The sequence below is a fragment of the Sanguibacter sp. Z1732 genome (genome assembly GCF_051020515.1).
Classification (GTDB): Bacteria; Actinomycetota; Actinomycetes; order Actinomycetales; family Beutenbergiaceae; genus CALKWS01.
Genome location: NZ_CP194857.1, coordinates 375,171 through 397,580, shown reverse-complemented (window position 1 = coordinate 397,580; position 22,410 = coordinate 375,171). Strand labels below are relative to the sequence as shown.

The 22,410-nt window shown below is 63.8% G+C and carries 18 protein-coding genes and 1 pseudogene; 9 read left to right on the top strand and 10 right to left on the bottom strand.

From position 1 onward, the window contains the following. The first annotated feature begins 6 nt into the window (after positions 1–6). Positions 7–678, top strand: coding sequence for an amino acid ABC transporter permease (locus ACRRRO_RS02265; protein ID WP_424797982.1), 672 nt, complete (start codon positions 7–9; stop codon positions 676–678). After that, the gene (locus tag ACRRRO_RS02260) at positions 675–1,400 is read left to right on the top strand and encodes an amino acid ABC transporter ATP-binding protein (RefSeq protein WP_424797983.1); all 726 of its coding nucleotides are present in this window, start codon (positions 675–677) and stop codon (positions 1,398–1,400) included. Before ACRRRO_RS02265 ends, ACRRRO_RS02260 begins: the two co-directional genes overlap by 4 nt. Positions 1,401–1,534: 134 nt before the next feature. Here ACRRRO_RS02260 and ACRRRO_RS02255 read toward each other — a convergent pair. Beyond that, positions 1,535–2,577 (bottom strand): annotated as a pseudogene (locus tag ACRRRO_RS02255) (serine hydrolase domain-containing protein). 117 nt (positions 2,578–2,694) lie between these two features. Beyond that, the gene (locus ACRRRO_RS02250; RefSeq protein WP_424797985.1) at positions 2,695–3,114 is read right to left on the bottom strand and encodes a CoA-binding protein; all 420 of its coding nucleotides are present in this window, start codon (positions 3,112–3,114) and stop codon (positions 2,695–2,697) included. Between the two features lie 245 nt (positions 3,115–3,359). On the opposite strand from ACRRRO_RS02250, the gene ACRRRO_RS02245 reads away from it, so the two are divergent. After that, a complete protein-coding gene (locus tag ACRRRO_RS02245; RefSeq protein ID WP_424797986.1) occupies positions 3,360–4,838 on the top strand; it encodes a hypothetical protein in 1,479 nt (492 codons plus the stop codon). Positions 4,839–4,847: 9 nt separating this feature from the next. On the opposite strand, the gene ACRRRO_RS02240 is transcribed toward ACRRRO_RS02245, so the two are convergent. The 3 genes from ACRRRO_RS02240 to ACRRRO_RS02230 all read right to left on the bottom strand — a co-directional run bounded on the left by ACRRRO_RS02240 (position 4,848) and on the right by ACRRRO_RS02230 (position 8,884). Next, complete coding sequence (locus ACRRRO_RS02240) at positions 4,848–5,768, bottom strand: LCP family protein (protein ID WP_434081030.1); 921 nt, start codon at positions 5,766–5,768, stop codon at positions 4,848–4,850. A gap of 486 nt (positions 5,769–6,254) precedes the next feature. Next, on the bottom strand, positions 6,255–7,625 hold the full coding sequence (locus ACRRRO_RS02235; protein ID WP_424797988.1) for an LCP family protein: 1,371 nt from the start codon (positions 7,623–7,625) through the stop codon (positions 6,255–6,257). Continuing rightward, entirely contained in the window at positions 7,622–8,884 is a 1,263-nt protein-coding gene (locus ACRRRO_RS02230) for an LCP family protein (protein WP_424797989.1), read from the bottom strand. Before ACRRRO_RS02230 ends, ACRRRO_RS02235 begins: the two co-directional genes overlap by 4 nt. Positions 8,885–9,211: 327 nt before the next feature. On the opposite strand from ACRRRO_RS02230, the gene ACRRRO_RS02225 reads away from it, so the two are divergent. From ACRRRO_RS02225 to glf, 3 genes are read left to right on the top strand one after another with little or no spacing between them, the layout of a single operon-like run. Then, on the top strand, positions 9,212–11,230 hold the full coding sequence (locus ACRRRO_RS02225) for an NAD-dependent epimerase/dehydratase family protein (RefSeq protein ID WP_424797990.1): 2,019 nt from the start codon (positions 9,212–9,214) through the stop codon (positions 11,228–11,230). Further along, a complete protein-coding gene (locus ACRRRO_RS02220) occupies positions 11,227–12,054 on the top strand; it encodes a glycosyltransferase (RefSeq protein WP_424797991.1) in 828 nt (275 codons plus the stop codon). The genes ACRRRO_RS02225 and ACRRRO_RS02220 overlap by 4 nt, the downstream gene beginning before the upstream one ends. Before the next feature lie 31 nt (positions 12,055–12,085). After that, positions 12,086–13,243: a UDP-galactopyranose mutase gene (gene glf, locus ACRRRO_RS02215; RefSeq protein ID WP_434081029.1), complete on the top strand. Its 1,158-nt coding sequence runs from the start codon at positions 12,086–12,088 to the stop codon at positions 13,241–13,243. 13 nt (positions 13,244–13,256) lie between these two features. Here glf and ACRRRO_RS02210 read toward each other — a convergent pair whose 3' ends face one another. The 5 genes from ACRRRO_RS02210 to ACRRRO_RS02190 form a co-directional block, all read right to left on the bottom strand. Further along, positions 13,257–14,003, bottom strand: coding sequence for a hypothetical protein (locus ACRRRO_RS02210; protein WP_434081028.1), 747 nt, complete (start codon positions 14,001–14,003; stop codon positions 13,257–13,259). Next, complete coding sequence (locus ACRRRO_RS02205) at positions 13,981–14,607, bottom strand: hypothetical protein (protein ID WP_434081027.1); 627 nt, start codon at positions 14,605–14,607, stop codon at positions 13,981–13,983. Before ACRRRO_RS02205 ends, ACRRRO_RS02210 begins: the two co-directional genes overlap by 23 nt. Before the next feature lie 25 nt (positions 14,608–14,632). After that, positions 14,633–15,574, bottom strand: a complete 942-nt coding sequence (locus ACRRRO_RS02200; protein WP_434081026.1) for an ABC transporter ATP-binding protein — start codon at positions 15,572–15,574, stop codon at positions 14,633–14,635. Next, positions 15,567–16,493: an ABC transporter permease gene (locus ACRRRO_RS02195; RefSeq protein ID WP_424788201.1), complete on the bottom strand. Its 927-nt coding sequence runs from the start codon at positions 16,491–16,493 to the stop codon at positions 15,567–15,569. The genes ACRRRO_RS02200 and ACRRRO_RS02195 overlap by 8 nt, the downstream gene beginning before the upstream one ends. 106 nt (positions 16,494–16,599) lie before the next feature. Beyond that, positions 16,600–18,471, bottom strand: coding sequence for a glycosyltransferase (locus ACRRRO_RS02190; RefSeq protein ID WP_434081541.1), 1,872 nt, complete (start codon positions 18,469–18,471; stop codon positions 16,600–16,602). Positions 18,472–18,978: 507 nt separating this feature from the next. On the opposite strand from ACRRRO_RS02190, the gene ACRRRO_RS02185 reads away from it, so the two are divergent. From ACRRRO_RS02185 to ACRRRO_RS02175, 3 genes are read left to right on the top strand one after another with little or no spacing between them, the layout of a single operon-like run. Beyond that, positions 18,979–20,181, top strand: a complete 1,203-nt coding sequence (locus ACRRRO_RS02185) for a methyltransferase domain-containing protein (protein ID WP_434081025.1) — start codon at positions 18,979–18,981, stop codon at positions 20,179–20,181. A 7-nt stretch (positions 20,182–20,188) separates the two neighbouring features. Then, positions 20,189–20,452, top strand: a complete 264-nt coding sequence (locus ACRRRO_RS02180; protein WP_434081024.1) for a hypothetical protein — start codon at positions 20,189–20,191, stop codon at positions 20,450–20,452. A gap of 3 nt (positions 20,453–20,455) precedes the next feature. Further along, positions 20,456–22,393 (top strand): glycosyltransferase family 2 protein, encoded by a 1,938-nt coding sequence (locus tag ACRRRO_RS02175; protein WP_434081023.1) that lies wholly within the window; start codon positions 20,456–20,458, stop codon positions 22,391–22,393. Positions 22,394–22,410 lie beyond the last annotated feature (17 nt).

Below are 22,410 nucleotides of genomic sequence, written 5' to 3'. Positions count from 1 at the left end.
CCGCGCATGGACGCCATATTCGGCTTCAACTGGGCAGGGGTCGTCGAGTTCCTGCCGGCCCTCACGCGAGGGCTGTACTACACGCTGCTGGTCTCGGTGGGCGGCCTGGCGATCGGGTTCGTCCTGGGGGCGATCGCGGGCCTGGGCCGGCTGAGCCGATTCAAGGTGATTAACTGGATCGCCATCATCTACGTCGAGGCGATCCGCGGAACCCCGGTGCTGGTCCAGGCCATCTGGATCTACTTCGCCCTGCCGCTGATCATCGCCTACACCCTGCCCTCGGTGGTGGCGGGCATCATCGTGATCGCCCTCAACTCCGGGGCCTACATCGCCGAGATCGTGCGCGGTGCCGTGCAGTCCATCGACAAGGGTCAGAACGAGGCCGGCCGGTCCCTGGGACTGGACGCCCGCACCACGATGCGTCATGTGATCTGGCCCCAGGCGTTCAAACGGATGATCCCACCGCTGGGCAACCAGTTCATCATCAGCATCAAGGACACCTCGCTGCTTTCGGTGATCCTGGTTCCCGAACTCATCTTCCAGGGCCGGCTCGTGGTGGCGAACCACTTCAACGCCGTGGAGATCTACACAACCGTGGCAGCGTTCTACCTCGCGATCACACTCACCCTGTCGATCGTCCTACGAGGTATCGAGAAGCGTTTGGAGCGCCGGGCATGATCATTGACGTCACGGACCTGCACAAGTCCTTCGGTGATCACGAGGTCCTCGCCGGGATCAACTGCAGCGTCGCCGAGCAGGAGGTCGTCTGCGTGATCGGGCCCTCGGGCTCGGGTAAGAGCACCTTCTTGCGGTGCCTGAACCTGCTCGAGGAGGTCACCAGTGGCGAGGTGGTGATCGACGGGCACTCCCTCACCGATCGCCGGGTCAAGATCGACGCCGTGCGCGCCGAGATCGGCATGGTGTTCCAACAGTTCAATCTGTTCCCGCACAAGTCGGTGATCGAGAACATCATGCTCGCCCCGATGAAGGTGCGCCGGCTCAGCAAGGCTGCGGCCCGGGACCGCGGGCGAGCCCTGCTGAAGAAGGTCGGGCTGGAGGAGAAGGAGAACGCCTACCCCGGGAGCCTGTCGGGCGGGCAGCAACAGCGGGTGGCGATCGCCCGGGCGCTGGCCATGGAACCCAAGATCATGCTGTTCGATGAGCCGACCTCATCCCTTGACCCCGAACTGGTCGGTGAGGTGCTGGCCGTGATGAAGGACCTGGCACTCGAGGGGATGACGATGGTGGTGGTCACCCACGAGATGGGCTTCGCCCGCGAGGTCGGCGACCGCGTCCTCTTCATGGACGGCGGCGTCCTGGTGGAAGAGGGCTCCCCGCAGGAGATCTTCGACAACCCGCAGCACGAACGCACCCGGGCCTTTCTCAACAAGGTCCTGTGAGCGCCGGTCCGGTGCTCTGAGTTGGCCGGCCGAGGCTGACTTCGCGGATTCTGGACCGAACGCGCACGGCGTTTGGCGCTCACTCGGTCCCGATGGCGCGAAGTCAGCGGGTGCCAGGGTCGACGCGATACCGGTTAGAGCGACTGCACGGCATCGTTGATCAGGTCCACCGGTTCCCAGACCCCGTCCTCGAGGTTGCTCAGCACCGCCACGGTGACGGCGGCGCCCGGGTAGTGCCGCAGCATCGCGCTGGCCCCGGTGTTGACGCCCTCCTTCCAGTAGGAACGCACCACGGCGCCGGGGTCGGTGGAGATCTCGAACCCGTAGCCCATCGCGTGGACGACGCCGTTCTCGGGGTCCACCGAGTGGGTCGCATGCGGGGTGATCATGGCCTCGGCGAGTTCGGCCGGCAACAGTTCACCGGCGCGCAGGGCGCGGTGGAAGGCGAGCAGATCTGCTGCGCACACGTGCGCGCCGCCGTCCGGTGACCCGATCGGTGGGTAGGAATAGATGTTGCGCCGCCACCCGCCGTCGTCGGCTTCCACGCCTTCGGCGACGTCGGGGACCACCCGGTCCATGGCGAAGAATCCCGCGCGGCTCATCCCGGCCGGGCGAAGACGTGTTCGACGACGTAGTCGCGGTAGGAGCGCCCCGTGGCCTTCTCGATCATCAGCCCGAGCAGGATGTAGGAGACGTTGCAGTACCGCGCACCCTTGCCGGGGGCGAAGTTGGCGGGTTTGTTGACGAAGTTCGGCAGGAAATCGGCGGTCTGACGCACCGAGTAGTTCGGGGTGTCCACCCAGAGCGCCTCGTAGGACTCCCCGGCCTCCTCATCGGCGTCGTCACCGATGCCGGAGGTGTGGGAGAGCAGGTGGTGCACCGTGACGGCGGGGGAGATGGTGGTGCCGGTCAGGCCGAGGTAGTCGATCGCGGAGGTCTGCAGCGTGAAGGCGCCGGCTGCGACCTGTTGCAGGGTGGCCACCGCGGTGAAGAGTTTGGTGACCGAGGCGCAGTCGTACCGGGTGCTCATCGTGGCCGGGACGTTCCAGGTGTAGGACGCCGGGCCGTAGGCACCCTCGAACAGGGTGCGGTCGGCCGAGTCGATGCGCACCGTCCCGGAGAACTCGCCCTTCCGGGCCAGGTCGGTCAGGGCGGCGTGCAGCGAGTCAGTGTCCATGGGACCTCAGGTTATGGGTAATGGCGGACGGCGAGCGCGGGCGGCCCGGATCGGTGGGCGGGGAGCGGGCTGCGCAACCTAGGTGAGATCTGCCGCCGGCATGCAGGAGGTTCGGCTCTAGTCCAACCCGAGGCGTGGGCCCTCAATGGCCGGACAGGTGTCCATCACCACGTCCAAGCCGGCAGCGGTGGCCCGCTCGGCCGCGGCCTCGTCGATAACGCCAAGTTGTAGCCAGACCGCCTTGGCGCCGCGGGCGATGGCCTGGTCCACCACGTCCCCGGCGCGCGTGGAGTTGACGAAGACGTCCACCACGTCGATGTCCCCGGGCACCTCATCGAGTCTGGTGTAGCCGGCCTGGCCGTGCACCGTCTCGGCCTTGGGGTGCACCGGCACGATCTCCATCCCGAGCCCTTGTTGCAGGTAGGCCGAGACGCCGAAGGCCGCCCGGCCGGTGTTGGTGGACAGCCCCACCACTGCCCACCGGCCAGGAGTGGTGAGCAACCGGCGGATGACGTCGACGTCGTTGGTATGGGCCATGGATCTACTCAAGCACACCTGCCCGCGCCCGGCAGCGCGGTTGATCGTTGGTCACCGCGGGGTGCTCGGTGAGCCCATGCATCTGGGCCATGTGGAGCGGCATACCGGATCCCGCATGGCCGTCGTATCGGCGCCGATCGTGCACGGGCCGCGGGTATCGTCGCCGGAGGAGTCGCGGCCGAACTCGTCCTCACACCGGTTGTTGCCGACTGATTCACTGCTAATTCATGAAGAGAGGAACTGGGATGCTGCAAGCGCTCCGGTCGAGGGCCGGGCTGGTCTTCGTGAGCCTGGTCGGCGGCGGCACGCTGCTGCTGACCATCGAGAAGGTCGCAGGCTGGGGGATCCTGCAACACCTCGCGCTCGTGCTCTACTCCGGATCACTCGCCCTGATCGGTTTGAAAGTGCTGGCGGGACTTCGTAGTCAGCATCTGGAGAGGCTGAAGCGCCACCGTGAGGTGCGCGGCTTGGAGCGGATGCTGGCGCGCATCGGGCCTAAGGCGGAACGAGAGCGATCTGCCTTCGAGGTCCAATCCGCGACCGGAGCGATCTCGGATGCTTTCCACCCGGACCCGGAGAGCCAGGACCCGCTCGAGCAGGTCGGAACCTCCTCCTTGGCCGCCGGCGTGGTGAACGAGTCAGGCCCGAGAGCCCGTACGGCAGAACTCGTCGCCGACTTCATCGAGAGTCGAGTGGTGGGCACCGGCGCGGAGTTCAACGAGTATCCGACAGCGCCTGGGCACAAGGAGTCGATCGTGACAGCGGCTCGAGAACGAGGGCTCGAGGTCGTCCGATCGGGAGACCTCATCCACTTCCTGCTCGACGGTGAGCCCGTGGGCGGGATGAGCCGGCTGACCACATCGCTGGCGAGTTACTTCGCGACTCAGATCTGCGCCTCGAAGCATGCGACGAGAGTCGTGCTGGAGCGTCATGGCCTTCCGATGGCGCGGGGAGCCACGTTCGCTGCTGACGGGGCCTCCGAAGGGCTGGCGTACCTGTACCGGCTCGGCCGCGACGCGGTCATCAAGCCTTCAGGGGGACGGGCCGGCAGGGGAATCTCCACCGGAATCAGCAACGAGGAGGAGTTCAGGCAGGCGTGGACCAAGGCGAAGGAGGCGACGAGTCGGCGAGATCGCATCGTGGTCGAGGAACAGATCTCCGGGTTGGACATCCGCGCGTTCGTCGTCGAGGACCAGGTGGTCGCTGCGGCATCGCGGGTACCTGCCTACGTGATCGGTGACGGGGTTTCCTCCATCACCCAACTGCTCGCCATCAAGGCTGAGCGTCGGAGTCTGAATGACTACCATGGGCGAACCCCGATCGTCGTGGACCACCACTACCTCCGGAAGATGGGCATCAGCGGAGACTCGGTTCCTGCCGAAGGGTCGGTGGTACTGCTGAACAATGTGGGGAACATTCACCAGGGCGGAGAGTCCGTCGACGTCACCTCCTCGATGCATCCGGAGTTGAAGAGGATCGCTGTGGAAGCCGTTCGTGTGGTTCCGGGCTTGAGAGTGGCTGGTGTCGATCTGATGGTGAACGCGCCGCAGGACCCGGCCGGAGCGATCATCCTGGAACTGAACGCCAACGCGAACCTGTCGATCCACCACTACCCCGCCTACGGCCAGCCCAACGACGTCGCGGCGGCGATCATCGACAGAATGGTGCACCGGGCCCAGGGCCAGCACCCGGTCCAGGATGGTCCAGCGCCAGTCGTAACGTAATCCCTGCTATCAGTCGTCGCCGTCGACGTCGCCCTGCTCGACGGTGCCATCGGCCACGGAGGCGAAGAAGGCGGGGTAATGGTCCTCCAGCAGCACGGTGGAGCCCACCCCACCGGGGCGGTGATTCATCGAGGCGATCGGCGGGGCCCCGCGCACTCCGTCCGGGCCGGTGGCATTGCGAAAGGCCAGAGCCATCCGGCCCAGGTCGATGATGTTGCTGTTCTCCGAGACGTACAGCGCCCCCAGGCCCGACTCCAGCAGGTCCACCTGCTGGCCCGGCCGCACCGCCAGGGCGGGGTCGGCCACGGTGGACGTGATGGCCTGGATCACCTGCTGCTGGCGCAGGGTGCGCCCGATGTCACCCATTGGGTCCGCCGCGCGCATCCGGGCAAAGGCCAGCGCCGTGTCACCGTCGGAGATGTGGCACCCGGCCTCCCACTCCAGCCGGGAGTCCCGGTCGGAGACGTCGTAGTCCAGGCACAACTCCACCCCGCCCACGGCGTCGACCACGTTCGCCAGACCACCCATGCCGATCTCGACGTAGTGGTCCACCTCGATGCCGGTCAGGGACTCCACGCTGGCGCGCAGCAACTCGGGCCCGCCCCAGGAGTAGGCGGCGTTGAGTTTGTTCCAGCCGTGCCCGGGGATCTCCATGTACGTGTCCCGCGGCAGGGAGATCAGCGAGGTGTTTCCACTCGGGGGCACCGTCAGGATCATGATCGTGTCCGCACGCTGACCCTCGGTGGGGTCGTGGGTGAAGTTCTCATCGTCGTCGCGCGAGTCCGACCCGGCCAGCAGGTAGGTGGTCCCGGCGGTGCTGAGGGAGGACTCCCCGGCGTCCACGTGCTGGATCTTGCCGTTCGCCCAGATCAGCAGGCCCACCGGCCAGGCCAGGATCAGCACCAGCAACAGCACGAACGCCAGGAGCACTCCCCGGCCCCGGCGACGGCGGCGCGGGCGCCCACCGCGAGGTGCCACCGGGGTGGGAGGCTGAGAGGGAGGGACCGAGGACGGCGGCGCTGCCGCGGGCCGGTGGCTCGCCTGCTGACCGGCGGGGTGGTCTGCCGGCATCACCCGGGTGCGATCAGGTCCGGCCGGTGGCCGACCCCCCGGCGGGATCGACGGCGGCGGGTCGCCCTGGTCGGAACCGCCACGCCTGTAACCCTGGCCTGAGCGGCCCGCCCCGGATCACCCGGTACCGCGGGTGACCGCGGCGCGAAACTGGGTGGGCGCCGGGCCGGTCCGCGTCCACCCCCAGGTGCACCCGCACTTCCGGAAACGCCGGCCGCTTCAGCCTCGAGTGGCTGGGCCGGACCGCCTCGGCGGGCACGGGAGGCGCCGGGTGGGCGCCTGCCCGGACGGCGTCCGGAACTGGCGCCACGTGATGTTCCCTCAGGGGGCGTCTGGCTCATCGGCTTACCCGCATGGTCCGTTCTGCTGTTCGGCTGTGGACCCATCGAGCGTAGGCCCGGTGGAGCCGTCATCGGGGGAGGTGGAGTCGGTGTCGGCGTCCGCCCCATCGACATCGGTGCCCTCTGTCGCGGTGGCGCCGTCGTCGGCGTCTGCACCCATGAGTTCCTCTTCCTGCTCCTCGGTCACGTGCAGGGGCTGGTCGGCGGCGATGGCTTCCCAGAGTTCGGTGGCCTCGTCGGTCCACACCACGTTCGCGCCATCGCCGCGGCCCACCACCGGGACGGTGGCGAAGGTGATCTCACCCAGGTCGATGTGGCGTAGCGCGTAGGCCAGGCCGCTGAGTGCCGAGATCGACCCGAAGTCACGCGAGGCGGTCACTGAGGACGTCGCCGCGTCCAGGAACGCGTAGAGTTTGCCGGCGTCGGTGAGCAGGTTCTGGTCCAGCACATGCCGTGCGGTTGCGGCCAGCAGATCCTGCTGGCGGTCGATGCGTTGGATGTCACTGCCATCGCCCAGGCTCTTGCGCACCCGGGCATAGCCCAGCGCCTGCTCGCCGTCGAGAACCTGCTCACCGGCCTCGAGTTCGATGTCTGCCTGGCGGTCACTGATCGGTTCGGGTACGCAGTACGGCACCCCGCCGAGGGCGTCCACCACGTCAATGAATCCAACGAAATCCACCGCGATGAATCCGTCCATGCGCACGTTCGTCAGCGCCTCCACGGCGCGGATCGTGCATGCGGCGGCATACCCCACGTCGCCCGTCTGCCCGCCGATCTCGAAGGCGGCGTTGAACTTGCCCTCCCGGGGGTTGGTGTCGGTGCCGTCGGGCAGTTCGCAGGAAGGCACCGTGACCCAGGAGTCCCGGGGGATCGAGATCATCTCCACCCGATCCCGGTCGGCGCTGACGTGGGCCACGATCACGGTGTCCGAACGCACTCCGGGGGTGGTGCTCCCGCCGATCTCGAAGTTCTCCCCGGAACGGTCATCGGTGCCCACCAGCAGCACGTTCAGGGCCTGGCCGGCGTGGGGATCCTCCGGGTCCGGAGCCTCGAGGGGTTCTGGACGCTCGTCCCCGAGCAGGTCGTCGATGTCATGGGTTTGGATGTTGGAGTCCAGGTCCCGGTAGGCCCAGGCCACCCCGGAGGTCACGAACATCCCCAGCGCCAGCAACGCCACCAGTGCAACGTGCCGGCGCTGCTCGCGCGCGGCGGCGTGCCGGATGGAGCCGGGGGTGGTGGGGGAGGCGTTGGTGGCCGCGGCAAAGACCGCGGCTGCGGCAGGCCCACCCGGGCGGGCCCGCCCGCGACGACGGCGGAGTGCGGCGTGTCGAGGGTTGACCCGCGGCCGGCCGGAGGGCCGTGGGGGCTGGCTCATACCCGCGCGCCGGCGAGCAGATCGTCGGCCCCGTTGGTCCGGGCCTCCAGACTGCCCTCATCGGTGTCACGGTCGGCGGGACCGTCCGCGGGTGCCTCCTGATCCGCCGGCCCCTCATCGCCCGAGCGGGGTTCGTCGTCGGCCTGGGGTAGCACCATCGGCTCGTCGTCGCGGAGGGACTGCCACAGCGGTTCGCCATCCGCGTTCTGGACCACCACGTTGCCGGCCCAGTCGAAGGGGACGGTGGCGAAGGTGACGTGGCTGGTGTCGAGGTGCCGCAGGGAGTAGGCCAGTCCGCCCATGGTTGTCAGGTTGCCGATCCGTTCGCTGGTGGTCATCGCCGAGGCCGTGGCCTGCAGGAACCGGAAGAGCGCCGGGGTGTCCGTGACTAGATTGGACCCGAGCACCTCATCGGCGATGGCGCCGAAGAGTTGCTGCTGGCGCTCTATCCGGGAGATGTCGGAGCCGTCATCGACACCCACCCGGGCTCTGGCGACACCCAGGGCGGTGTCGCCGGCGAGGCGGTGGCAGCCGGCGTGGATCTGCAGCCTGGCCTTGGGGGCATCAATATCTTCGTCGAAGCACATCTGTACCCCGCCGATCGCGTCGATTACCTCTACGAAGCCTTCGAAGTCCACCACTACGAAGTCATCGATGTGCAGTCCCGTCATCGCCTCGGTGGTCAGGATGGTGCAGGCGGCGGCGTAGGCGACATCGCCGGTCTGGCCGCCGTAGGCGAACGCGGCGTTGAACCGGGTGCCGTTGTCGTCGGACCCGGCGGACATCGGGGCGGTCTGTCGCCCGTCCGGCAACGGGCAACTGGGTACGTCCACCAGCAGGTCACGGGGGATGGAGACCACGTCCACCCGGGACCGGTCCGCGGCCACATGCACGATGAGGTTCGTGTCGGAGCGCATACCGCCGGCGAAGCCGTAGTCGTCCTCGTTGTCGGAGTTGCGGGCATCCGAGCCCATCAGCATCACGTTGTATGCGCGCCCGCTCAGGGGGTCATCGGGCGCGGCGTCGTCGTCGCTGCCACTGGCGTGGCCGGCACCATCGCCCCGGCCGAGAATCTCATCCAGATCGTGGGTGGCCACCCGGCTCTGCACGCTTTGGTAGGCCAGCACCATCCCAGCCCCAGTGAAGGCGAGCAAACCGCTGAGGGCGAGCGCAGCCAAGTAGCGGCCGCGGCGCCCGGGGCGCTGAGCCGCGTGCCGGCGCACCGCGTCCTGGCCGCGGGCAGGGAAGGAGAAAGGCATCGCATCAAATGGTAGGCATAAACAGGCCGGTAAGGGGGGATAAGGGGGGATCGTCGAGAGGAGGTTCTGTGGAAGGTGGTGAGGTGAGTCACAGGTGAGGGACGGGCCACAGGGTCTATGGAGCGACAGGTGTATAGGGCAACCTATTCCTCCAGAGGTGCCCGGTCATCGGAGCAGGTTTTGGCGTAGTTAGGCGCAGCCAGCACAATGGGTACCTGTCAAGCGAGTGCAGCGCGACCGTACGTTAGGCAGCGGGGCGGTGGTTCGATGCGACACGGACGCACGTGAGCGGGTAGGGAACGTTGGTCGACGGAGAGGATGTATACGGTGAGCAACGTCTTGGGCCCTCAAGATCGCGTTCTCGTGGTTGGCAGTTCGGGCTTTGTGGGGGTCTATGTGCAACAGGCGTTGAGTTCCGCCGGCATCGATTTCGTGCGGTTCGACCTCTTCCCAGATCCGTCCGGGGAGGACACCTTTATCGGCGACGTCCGCGACACCACAGCGCTGACCGAAGCCATGACAGGGTGCACTGCGGTTCTCAACCTTGCGGCGGCTCACCATGACTTCGGGATCGATAGCGGCACCTTCGAATCAGTGAACATTGGAGGCGCCCGTTCGGTCTGCGCTGCGATGGAGCACCACGACATCACCAATCTGTGCTTCTTCTCCACCGTTGCTGTCTATGGTGTGCAGGACGGGGTGCCGGACGAGCACTCTGTCCCGGCTCCAGTCAACGACTATGGGCGAACCAAACTCGGTGCCGAACAGATCTACCTGGAATGGGAGTCAACTGTCGAGGGGCGTCGTGCCTTGATAATCCGCCCGGCTGTGGTGTTCGGGCCGGGGAATTTCGCGAATGTCTTCCGTCTTATTCAGCAGATTCATCGGCGAACTTTTCTCCCAGTGGGATCCGGTGCTAACCGCAAGTCGATGTGCTACGTCGAGAATCTCGTCGCCGCCGTCCAGCACCTCTGGGGCGCCCCACCACAGGAAGATACGGGCCCGTTCGAGGTCTACAACTACGTCGATGAGCCCGATTTGACCTCCCGCGAGGTGGTTGGCCGGATCTATGCAGAGTTGGGTCGGCGCCAGCCGCGACTGTGGCTCCCGCTGGGCCTGACCGTCCTTGCCGCTAGCCCGTTCGACCTCGTGGCACGGGTTACCGGGCGAAACCTCCCGATCACGTCCGAGCGGATCAGGAAACTTGCCGGCATGGAAACCAGGTTCGCCGCAGAACGCATTCGCCAGACGGGCTTTGCGCCGTCGGTATCCCTGACGGAAGGACTGCGGCGCACGGTGCGCTGGTACCGGAAGTCCGGACGGAGGGCAGATCCGGTGGTGCACCTGCCCCCGGAGGGTATCGTCCGGCGCACGTCCTCGGAACGAACACCGCGTGTGGCGGCCGTCGTGGTTACTTACAACCGCGCTGAACTGCTGCGCCACTGCTTGGACGCACTGGCTGAGCAGCGGGTTGGCCCGGCTGCCGTCGTCGTCATCGATAACAACTCGACCGACGGCTCAGGCGAGGTGGCTCGGTCCCATCGCCTGGGTGCAGATGTCATGACCTTGCCTCGTAACGTCGGCGGAGCCGGCGGGTTCGCCGCCGGAATGGCGCGAGCCCTAGCGCGCCACTCGCCTGACTGGTTGTGGCTGATGGACGATGACACGATCCCCGGACCCGGGGCCCTCGAGGAACTACTCAAGGTATCCCTGGCCTTTCCGCGTGACCTGAGTGTCCTCAGTAGCAGGGCGGTCTGGACCGACGGTCGTGTGCACCCGATGAACGTCTCGCGCGAGCGAGTCGGGGGTCCGGCGACGGACCGACGGAACGCCGCTGCCGCGAATTCGCGGGTGATCCGAACAGCATCCTTCGTCTCGATCCTGATCCGCGGGCAAGAGGCTCGCCGGCACGGTTTACCACTTGCGGACTACTTCATCTGGGGTGACGACACCGAGTACTCCAGCAGGTTGCTGCGGGAGGGTGTGGGATTACAGGTGGCCGGGAGCGTGGTGGAGCATCGCACCGCTGAGTTCGCCTCCTGGCAGAACAACCCGGGCCAGCGCTTCTACTACGAGGTGCGTAACAAGATCTGGTTGCTGACTCGCTCCCCCGGCCTGCGGGTTTGGGAGCGCCTACTGTACGGCGGATCTGCTGCTGTTGGTTGGGTACGGACGTTGTTGTTTGCGCCGCAGCGAGCGGCTGTGGTGAAGTCCGGTATTCGTGGCTTCTGGAAGGGGATCACGACATCTCCGAAACCGACCGCAACCGTCCTCGATGGGATGGGCGAGGTGACCGATGACGTTCGGTTGGTTGAGCGCGCCGCCGCGGGATCCGCACAGGTATGAGCCGGGATCTGCAGTTCAGTGTGCTACTGCCTGTCTACGCTGGCGACCGCGCCGATCACTTCCTGCGGGCCTTTGATTCAGCCACCGTGGAGCAGGAGTTGCGCCCCAGCGAAGTCATCCTCGTACAGGACGGGCCGGTGCCCGGCGCCCTCGCGGAGGCGATCAGGAGCGCCACCGCGCAGCGCCATGTCCCGGTTCTCCATCACGAACTGCCGACGAATGTTCGCCTGGCGGCTGCCTTGCAGGCAGGTCTTCAGCGGTGTTCGTACGACGTGATAGCCAGAGCCGATGCCGACGACATCTCGGTGCCGAGCCGATTCGCTGTCCAGGTGCCGCTTGTGGCGGACGGACTGGACCTAGTGGGAAGTGCGATGCAGGAGTTCGATAGCGCGGACGGGTCTCTCGGGCCTATTCGTCCCCGACCGGAAAGTACCGCGGCGATTCTGCGGTACGCCTCCTTCCACAACCCGTTTAACCACCCCACGGTGGTCTTCCGGCGATCGGCGGTCATGGCGGCCGGCGGCTACGAGGACCTCCCGTTCATGGAGGACTACTGGCTGTTCGCGCGGATGCTCGCTGCCGGTGCCACGGCAAGAAATGTCCGCGAGGCGCTGGTGCGCTACCGCACGGGCGACGAACTCTTCGCGCGTCGGGGTGGATGGCAGCCCCTCCGTTCGGATTGGGTCCTCCAAAGGCGCCTACGCCGTCTCGGTCTTACCTCCAGAGCGCAAATGGTGCGCAACATTGCCCAGCGCACGGGTTACCGGCTGGTCCCGGATGCCATACGCAGGTGGGCATACCCCGCACTGATCGCTCGCCACTGAAGTACTTGCCGGTTCAATGATAGGAGACGCTATGACCACCGACCTCCTGGTGGTGGGATCCGGGTTCTTCGGACTCACCGTTGCCGAACGATGTGCCAGAGAATTTGGGTTGCGGGTGAAGGTGATCGACCGGCGACCACACATCGGCGGAAACGCGTACTCCGAAGCCGAGGAGAGCACGGGAATCGAGGTGCACCGGTACGGCGCACATCTCTTCCACACTTCGAACGAACGGATCTGGGAGTACGTCAACAGGTTTACCGCGTTCACTGACTACGTGCACCATGTCTACACGACGCACCGCGGTGAGGTGTATCCGATGCCGATTAACCTGGGCACCATCAACCAGTTCTTCCGCGCCGCACACAGCCCGGACTCGGCACGCGAACTTCTTCGCGATCAAGCCGCGGAACTGGGGGACCGGAAGCCCGAGAACCTTGACGAGAAGGGAATCTCCCTCATTGGGCGACCCTTGTATGAGGCGTTCATCCGGGGTTATACGGCGAAGCAGTGGCAGACGGATCCTACCGAATTACCGGCTGCGATTATTTCGCGTCTTCCGGTGCGGTACACCTATAATAACCGGTACTTCAGCGACACCTATGAGGGACTTCCAGTCGATGGATACACCGCCTGGCTAGAACGGATGGCAGACCACCCAAAGATCGACGTGCAGTTGAACACGGACTTCTTCGACGACACCCACGAGTTCTCCAAGGCGCGAACGGTCGGTCAAGTCCCCGTCATCTATACCGGACCGGTAGACAAGTACTTCGATTACGATCACGGAGAACTCAGTTGGCGTACCCTCGATTTCGAACAGGAAGTCCTGTACGTCGGCGACTTCCAAGGCACATCGGTGATGAACTACGCTGACGAGGACGTCCCGTACACGCGTATTCACGAGTTTCGCCACTTCCACCCGGAACGCGACTATCCGCGTGACCGCACGGTGATCATGCGCGAGTATTCACGCTTTGCGGAGCGTCATGACGAGCCCTATTACCCGATCAATACCGCACAGGACCGTGCACGCCTCCTCGACTATCGGAAACTCGCCGAATCGGAGCAGGGCGTGTTCTTCGGTGGCCGACTGGGGACCTACCAATATCTTGATATGCACATGGCGATAGGATCTGCATTATCGATGGTGGACAATCACCTGCGCGAGAGATTCTCCGGCGGTTGACTGTGAAGCGGTATCAGTCCGACTTCTTCAGGCGGTTCTTAACGGCATTGAGGCCGCGGTACGTGGCTCGGCCCAGTGCACCAGGAGCCTTTCGAAGATCAGCCAGATGGGCATTAGTGGTCTCCAACTCCCGACGCAACACAGCGATCTCCGTGTCGCGGCTGGCCAAGTCATGGGCAAGGTGTTGCCGCCGCCGCTCGACCTGAGCGAAGCGGCGACGGGTCCGCTCGTCGGGATCCGACCCAAGCATCTCGCTGACCGCGGACTCGATGTTGTGTTTGGCGCGATGCGCGAGATCCAGTCCGATTCCTGCAGATTCCTTCATCGTCACGGGATCGAGTGCTTGCGCCACCGCGTCGTCGAGCCGGTCCGGCGTGACGTCATAGGGCATGTGGGGATCCCACGTGGCGGAGTAGGAGTTCAGCTTCCGTTTCGTCAGACTGATCCGCGGAACGTCGTACGCGGAGGAGACAATGCGGCCATGCAAGGACAGACCGATCCACAGCCGAGCCGACGCGATCTCATCAACGAGGTCCAACGGGCGGCGCGCGGTGGATATATCGATCTCACGCTCAGGCGCAATCTTGCGCATATGGGCGATCAAGCGTTCGTAAGAGGCCGCCGAGTCATGACCAGGGGCGGTGCCGGCAATGAAGAAGCGAATCCGGTACGGAGCGAGACTCTTGCTCCGGGCAAGTGCCTCTGCATGGGCTTCATAGCCGTGCCTTTTCAAGTGGTCATCGGAAACCTGGACCAGCACTGTGTCGGGACTCGGGGGTCCTTTGCCTCGGACGGGTCAGCGCGATCGTATGCACAAGATCCGGCGCGACGGTGTGCTCAATGCCCTGTGCGGTGAAGAATTCACTCGAGCCGTCGTCGCGCACAGAGATACGATCTGCTTCGCGAACCAGGGCCATGATGGTCTCCAACCGGTCGCGGGGCACGTTGGGCGCACCGACGAATCCCACCGAGTTCAAGGTCAATGATGCCGAGGCGTTCAGGGGGTAGGCGGTTGGACGAGGGATGTAGGGAGAGTCGATCGGCGTGCTGCCGCAAACAGAATCGATAATCCTCTTCTTCTCAGAATGCGAGGCTGCACGGTAGGTCTTCAGTATTGCCGGCGGGACCGACATCCTGAAGGCCGTCATAAAACTGGTCGCGCCTACCTCACCACCGACAGTCCAGATGTGGTCGAACTGCTCTGACTCGAGGAGTTTTCCGAAGGCCGGAATCTTGCGGTCGAGCAGCGTACTCATGTCGCTGGGAAATGGGGCGGCGGCGGTCACATCCGCTCCGGTCAGGTAGTTCTCGGTCTGAATCAGGAAGAGCAGATCGCCGAAGTTGTCGCGCTCATACGCACCCACGAGTAGAACTCGGGGTCTGCGATCATCAGACATTGTCGTCCAATCTCTGGATATCCTCTTGAGCGAGGTGGAATTCGGCCGCGCCTGGGGGGTCTGGTATCGGTTCGCCCGAGGCCTTCGCAGCACGGATGGCTCGGATATAAGAGCGGTAAGCCTCCGTGACCTCCTCAGGGTCGCCGTCCTTTAAGAGGAGGCCTTTGTGCAACCAAATGACACGTGAGCACATCCGTTTGATTGTCTCAAGCGAGTGGCTTACGAGAAAGATGGTGCCCGCCTGCTCACGGATCTTCTCGATACGATCCTTGCTCTTCTGTCTGAAGTCCGCGTCGCCGGTCGCCAGGGCCTCGTCGATCATGAGGATGTCGGGCGTGGCTACGGATGAGATGGCGAACCTCAACCGCGCGGCCATTCCTGATGAGTATGCCTTCATCGGCATGTAGACGAATTCGCCTAGGCCAGCAAATTCGACGATCTCATCGAATTTCTCACGTATCTCCTTGAGGCTAAGACCTAGAGCTAGCCCACCGATCAGAATATTGCGCTCACCGCTCAATTGACGCATCAGGACGGCATTGACGCCGAGGAGGGATGGTTCGCTGGAGACGTAAACTGCACCACGGGTGGGTGGTATGAGACCCGCTGCGGCCCGCAGGAGGGTGCTCTTGCCGGAGCCGTTAATGCCGATGATCCCAATCGCTTCGCCCTGGTGGGCGACCAAACTGACGCCACGCACTGCTTCCACCTCGGCGACAGAGGCAATGTTCCCCTCCGTCAAGCGTCTGATCGCTCTCGAGAGCGCAGAACGAGGAGGAGCACCTCCCGCCATGGCGCGAGCACCGAAGACCCGGTAGTTGACGAACAGATTGTCGATGATGAGCGATGGTGGACCCGTCGGCACTGGACCCGTGGTGGCGTCCGGTAGATCGACGGTGTCGATCTCGAAGTCGAACTCCTCGCTCTCATTCACGGCCATATCGTTCCTCCCCACGCCAGAAGAAGAGGAACCCACCGATGAGGAACAATGCGGCCCACCCGAGCGCCCAGATGTAGAGCGAGAAGTCGAGCGGCATCGTTGGCTCCTGGGTCAGCGCCTGGCGAGTCATACTCAGAAAGAGCGCAACAGGTTGATGGTTCATCGCCGGCAGAAGGCTGGCTGGCGCGTAGTGCGAGATGCTGAACAGAACGCCGGAGCCGTAGAAGATGAAGCGCATGATGAACTGAATGACGTTCATGATGTCAGGGGTGGCGGCAACGATGCGGGCAGCAATCATGGCGCAGCCTGCGTTGAAGATGCTGAAGAGGATCACGATCACGGGTAGCAGGAGCCACTCGGGAGTGATCGACACGAACTCGTATCCGGGTAGGAAGCCAGTCACAAGGATGATGGCCGCCATTACGAGGAGTGAGGGGATCAGGGTTGCCAATTCAGTGGCAACGGCCGCGATGGGAAGCACTGCGCGTGGAAAGTGCAGCGCCCGGACCAGGTCCAGTTTCTCCGAGATGGACTTTCCTCCCGCCACGACCGACCGCTCAAAGAACCTGAACATGAAAACACCGATCACGATGAACGCGATCACGTTGTCCACGCCCCGGTCCGTACTCAGGATCAGGCCGAAGACGATCACGTAGACCGTGGCGTTGAGGATCGGCGTGACGATCGCCCACAACTGTCCGAGGTATGAGTTCTGGTTCTCCGCGTAGGCGCGTGATCTGGCTAGCACCCGGATGAACTGACGGAACCTCCAGAGTTCTCCCAAGTAGGGGACCAGCCGTGGCCGGATGCCGATCTGCCAGAGCCCGCTCTGCTGGGCGAGAAGTGCTAGAGATGCGGAGGTGCGGCGATGGTCGGGCATTCCCGATGCCGTTCCCTGACGGTCTTCAGGCACCGCGCCTCCTTCCCAACGTGATCCTCGGTGACCGAGGATGCGGATTCTGCCGGTCGAGCCTACAAGGTGTCCGCCGAGGAATCGGAGTAGATCCCCGTGTCCTCGATCACTCGCGTGCTGACTGGCTCGCGCTGGGCGACACATCGCCAGCAGCGAAGGTACCCCGCCACACCGATGGACTGGTCATTTCCGGAAACTCTTGTCTATAGAGTTGCCGCAGCCGGGGCCAGCGACGAGCGATTCGTCGGTGAAGTACAAGGCTCTGAACCCAGAGACTGACGAATGCTCGGCGGTCGCGACGGAGCCATCTCGCTGTAGTGCCGTCGCGTGACTCGACCAGGACCGAGTCGTGCCATGGCAGGACTGACCAGTGTGCTTCAGCGTGCTTCAGCGTCTGCTGAGGCTTGCGGGTGGCGCGGCGCGGGACCGGCCGCAGCAATTGTCTAGCCACTGCGCGGAGCGTGAACCTTGCCAGGGCCAGCCCGGAGGGTCCCGCCTGAGTAACTCCGTCGTCGGCATCGACCTTCCGCGGCGGGCGACCTGTCGGACGCGACGTGGATTCGATATAGCCCTCCGCGGCGGCCCGCAGCGAAGGCAGCGACTGCGAGAGGCTCCGATGTAGTGTGCCCGGCCCATTGAGCACGTCGACCAATGCTCGATTGCGGATACTGACGGCGTAATACTCCATTGACAGCAGCAACTTCAGGTGGAGGCGTCCGGTGTCACGGAGAAGGAAGCCCCCGCGCGGGCGCTCGGCGTGCAAGAGCGCCGTGATCAGGCGGTTTCGAGCGTGGAAATATGCCTGCCAGTCGACCGAATCGTTCTTGTCCAGCCAACTGACGTGCCACAGAGCGACACCGGGCATCGTTACGGTAGCCACATCGTGCGACATTGCGCGAAGCCCGTACTCAGCATCGTCCCACTTGATAAAGAACGGTGCGGGAAGACCGGCCTTGTCGAGGACGTCAGTCGGAATCAGGCACATCCACCAGCCGTTGTAGTCGGTGCGGGATGAGTGTGAGTAGCCATGTAGCCATGACTCCTGGGTGAGGTCCCCCCCTGCGAGGTCGTGCCGCTCCGCTTCGGGCACCGCGGGACCCCACATGAAGTTCGCCTGGTCCACGATCTCCGACCACGAGTGCAGGACTGTCGGATGGCGCAGATCAAGCATATGGCCGCCAACGATGGTCGGCTCATGACAGTACGAGGCGAAACGGTGCGCGCGGAAGATGCTGTCGGCTTCGATCCGTACGTCGTCGTCGAGGAAGAGCACGCCATTCGAGCGCGGACTGAGCAAGGCCTCCGACGCGGCTCTCGCAAACCCTCCGGAACCGCCGAGATTCTCCTGACTAATGATCCTCAGTTGGGGACCGAAGGCCTCAGCCAACTCCTTATAGGGCTCCTGGTCAGCAACTCTGTCGGTGCCCTGGTCGATCACGCACACCGTATCGACAACGGCGCGCGTGGTCGGGCTTGCGCAGAGAGTCTGCAGCGTGCGAATACAGTAGTCGGGCTTGTTCACCGTGGTAATGCCTAGGGTGACGTTGCCAGTTCGTAGCGGATCCTGGTCCACGACCCAGGACCCCGAGACGGTACAGGTAGAGATCGGCTGCAACTCGAACCAGCACCAACCTCCATTGTTGAATCCCTCAAGAGCAACATCAAGGGACAGATGGGCCGCCTCGGTCCGGCCCGAGTTCTGCCACGACCTCGAGGCAAGTTCGGTCGCCCGCCCGCTTGCGTCAGAGCCATAGAGCGTGATCTCACCGGATCCAGTGAGCGTCAGGACGAGGGTCACAGTGTCGACCGCAGTGTGTTGGCGCCAGACACTGGCTGGGAAGGCGTTGAAGTATGAGCCGAAGGAGACGTGTGAGCCAGCCACCAGAGTTGCTTCGTAAGCGGATTCGACCGTTGGCTCCGAGTTGCCGGGGACGACGTATAAGGGCAGGACACCTGGAGGTCCATTCGTGGGAAACACTAGGTGCTGCAAGGTCTGCACGTGGGGCCTCTCGGTGGGTTCGGTGTCGTGGCAACACGATGGCTCGGCCCATTATGGACAGATCGGCACCCCGTGACGACCCCGGTCTGCGGTTAGACTCGGCGGAACTTCCCTGCCCACCTTGGATGAATGGAGCCCTGTTGCCGCCGATGCTGCACGTGTCGAGACGTGGCCTCCGACTGACGGAAGACGGGGGCAGTCGGGCCGAGGCTACGGTTGACGTCCACTTCGACGGGCACCGTGTTTGGTCGACCGCCCTGAAGCCGGCCCTAATCGGCAGCCGAAGGGTGGCCCCGTGGCCCGAGGCCCTGCGCCCCTACCTCAGGGGCCGGACCACGGTGACTGTGACGGATTCGTCTACCGGAGCCGAACTGGCATCTAAGGCGGTCCGCTTCCCAGGCGAGGGACGTGTGCGCGTAACTGATGCTCGCGGACGCTGGCTCGCCATGAACAAATGGGACCGACTTGGGCCGACGTTGGACGGCAATGCCCCCGGAGTTCAGGAACGGCTTGTTACGAGTGCGAGGGGGTCTCGTAGACCTGCTCGAGACGTGGGGATACCCGGTCTACATCGTCGGCGGGACGCTTCTTGGTGCGATTCGTAACGGTCAGATGATGCCTCATGATGACGACATCGACCTTGCATGGCTATGTGATGAGCCGACGTTGGCTGACGTCTCCCTCGCCAGTTACGAGATGGAGCGCAAGTTGCAGGCTGCCGGGCTGGCGGTCGTGCGGCACAGCCTGGCCCACCTGCAGGTGACGTATTTCGACCACGAGGGGGCGACTGACCACTATGTCGATATCTTCACCGGGTTCTACGACGAGGGACTGTATAACCAGCCATTTGCCCTGCGCGGGGAACTCTCGCGTCAGGATCTGGTCCCGGTGAGTTCGATGACCCTGAACGGGGTCTCGTTTCCTGCACCGGCGCGGCCCGAAGGGTGGCTGGTCTACGCTTACGGCCCGAACTGGCGGGTGCCGGACCCTAGTTTCAAGTTCGTGACCCCGCCCGCGACGCTTCGGCTGTTCGAGACCAAGTTCGGTGTCTACAACCGTCAGCGTGTTTGGTGGGAGAAGTACTACGAGGCACTTCCAAGCCGCGTGGCGTCCGAAGACGGCAATGAGGACGTGGACCGGTTCCTGGCTGACGTCCCGCCGGATTCAAGGGTGATCGACCTCGGTTGCGGGGACGGGAGGCTCACCGAACGAATCGCCGAGGCGGGGCACCGTGTGACGGGCTATGACTACAGTTACGAGGCTCTTCGGCTCGCTCGAATGACTCAACCTGCCGGTGTCCAGTACGAGTACCTGAATACGAACGACCGCAATCCGGTGCTCAGCCTTGCTCTAGACCTTGTGGAATCAAACGAGGACGTGTACTTCTTCGGTGGAGACCTACTTCACTGCGTTCCGCAAAATGGACAGGAGAGCATATTTGTCCTCCTGCGGGCGGCCTTGAACCCGCGAACACGCGGGTTCTTCACATTTCTGAGTGACGAACACCGTGCCGCCAATCCGGTCAACCCGAAACACATGGAAGTTGGACTTGGCAACGCTGCATCGGCGGGCGAGATCCTTCGGACTAAGCATGTACTCCTTAGGGTCTCGTCCGGTCCAGACCGAGTGGGGGCGCCGAACCCAGCAGACCGTCGTGCTGTGGCGATGACCGACGAGGAGGAGGAGTGAACGAACGATGAAGCAGAAACTGGCGAATCTGGTCCGCCGGGTTGCGCCCCGCACGGTCCAGAACCTGGAGGCCATCACGCGATGGGACGCCGAGTATGAGGACAACGGGCCGCGAATCCTGGTGTACGAGCGCGAACTCCGCGAGTTGCGACGTGAAGTCGATGCGATGCGCCGGGAGCAACGTCGCGTCGTCGAACTCTACGACGCCGTGTTTGAGCATGCCCGAGGATCTGGTGAAGCACCTCCGGATGAGGATGCCCGGAAGCCCTGACGGATGACCAAGGTCTCAGTAGTAGTACCAACGTACCGCCCGGGGGACGGCCTCGACCGCGTGGTCAACTCGCTCCAGCAGCAGACAATGCCGCAGAGAGATTTCGAAGTGATCTTCGTGGATGATGGATCGCCAGATAATACCTGGGCGACATTGCAGCATCTCAGGAAAAATCACGACAACGTCCGCATCGCTCAAATCGAGAATTCTGGCTGGCCTAGCCGCCCACGGAATATTGGTATCGACATGGCTGAGGGCGAGTACATCCTCTTCATGGACCATGATGATGCTCTCTTCCCTGACGGACTGCGAGCATCCTACGAGTATGCCGTGGAGCACGAATCAGACGTCCTAAGCCCAAAAGAAACAAAGACAAACGATATCGGTTGGGGGATCACGAACTACGCGAAGAACATTGGGAATGCGCGCCCGAAACAAGGTATCGCGTCACTGTTTCCGATGATGCCGCACAAGTTCTATCGGACATCATTTCTTCGTGAGCACGGAATAAGGTTCCCCGAAGGGCGCCGAATGCTCTGGGAAGATATCTACTTCAACGTAGCAGCTTATCGCAATGCGCGCGTCATATCAATCCTGGGCAATGTGCCTGTCTACTTGTGGATCGAGACCGCTAGCAATAACTCCAGTAGTTACGGTCCGCGAGATGCTGAGTATTGGGAGAAACTGCAGTCTCTCTTCGCCTATATTGCAGAAACGCTCAGTGGCGAGGAGGATGCAGGCGCCCGAGAGGCGATTACTGCGCACGTGTACAACACGCGAGTAGTCGGGCGGTTGTGGGCTGAGTTGGGTAGGGCGGACGGGGAGTGGATCGAGGATGCCGCGGGACGGGCCCGGGAGATCCTGGATCGGTACGTTCCCGAGCGGCTCGATCGTCGTCTCCCTCCCGTCTCCAGGGCACGAGCGGCCCTCATTCGGGACGAGCGCTGGAGCCTGATCGAGGAGTTGCGACTTCTGGACGCTGGATGGTCGGCGAAGAGCGCCGTCCAGGATCTTGAGTGGCGCGGCGGTGAACTTGCCGTGACTACGAAGACAGAATGGACGCGACCTGACTCGTCGCCACTACTCTTTGATCGTGAAGGCGACCGCTATCTTCGTTCCGTGTCGCGTACGCTCCGGGAGGCATTGCCGGATGACATCCTTGATGTCACGGAGGCATTAGACCGAGCCCAATCGTCAGTGCTCCTGCGTGATCGATCCAACACACTGACGTGGTCGGCGCATTCGACTACTCAGACCTCTCTCAAGAAGCAGGACGAGATCCCACAGGAGGCTGGCAGAGATCCGGTGCGATTGGTGCTTGAATCGCGAGCCAGAATCGACTTCCGCACAGTCGCGGGTGGGAAGGCACTCACCCCGGACGTCTGGGATGTGTATTCCCGCAGTACGAGCCATGGGCTCCAATCTATTCGACGGGTCGTTATGGCCGAGCCCGCGAGCGTGGCAATTATTGATGGGCACGTCGCGATCGCCTACCGAGGCAAAGGCGGGCAGTTGAGCCTCGACATCGGAGAAGGACTGCGGAGTTTGGTGCGTAGTTCGGTGGTAGATGCTGAATCTGCTCGCGTGACTCGCTCCGGTCTGTCGACAGTACGGATTGTGATGCCCATCGACGGCGCTCACATTGATGGCGAAGGATCGACGCACGGGAGGGTGGTCCCTGTGCTGGGAAACCAACGGCTGGCGCGGGCCATCTTGTCCGATCGACTGGCACGCCTTGCACTCGTTGGGACCCTGGTAAGGCGACTCTTGACCCGGCCCGTGCGGGTGCGGGCCGAGGGTGGTGTCGCTTGGATCGAAGGCAAGGTGCTCGCGGTGCCCGGTCGACGCAAACTGGCCTTTCGGTTCGGTAGGCGGGCCGAGATAGCCGAGTTCGTTCTACGCACCCCACTGCGAGGTGAACCAACGTTCCACCGCAAGTGAACGTTGACTAGGCATCG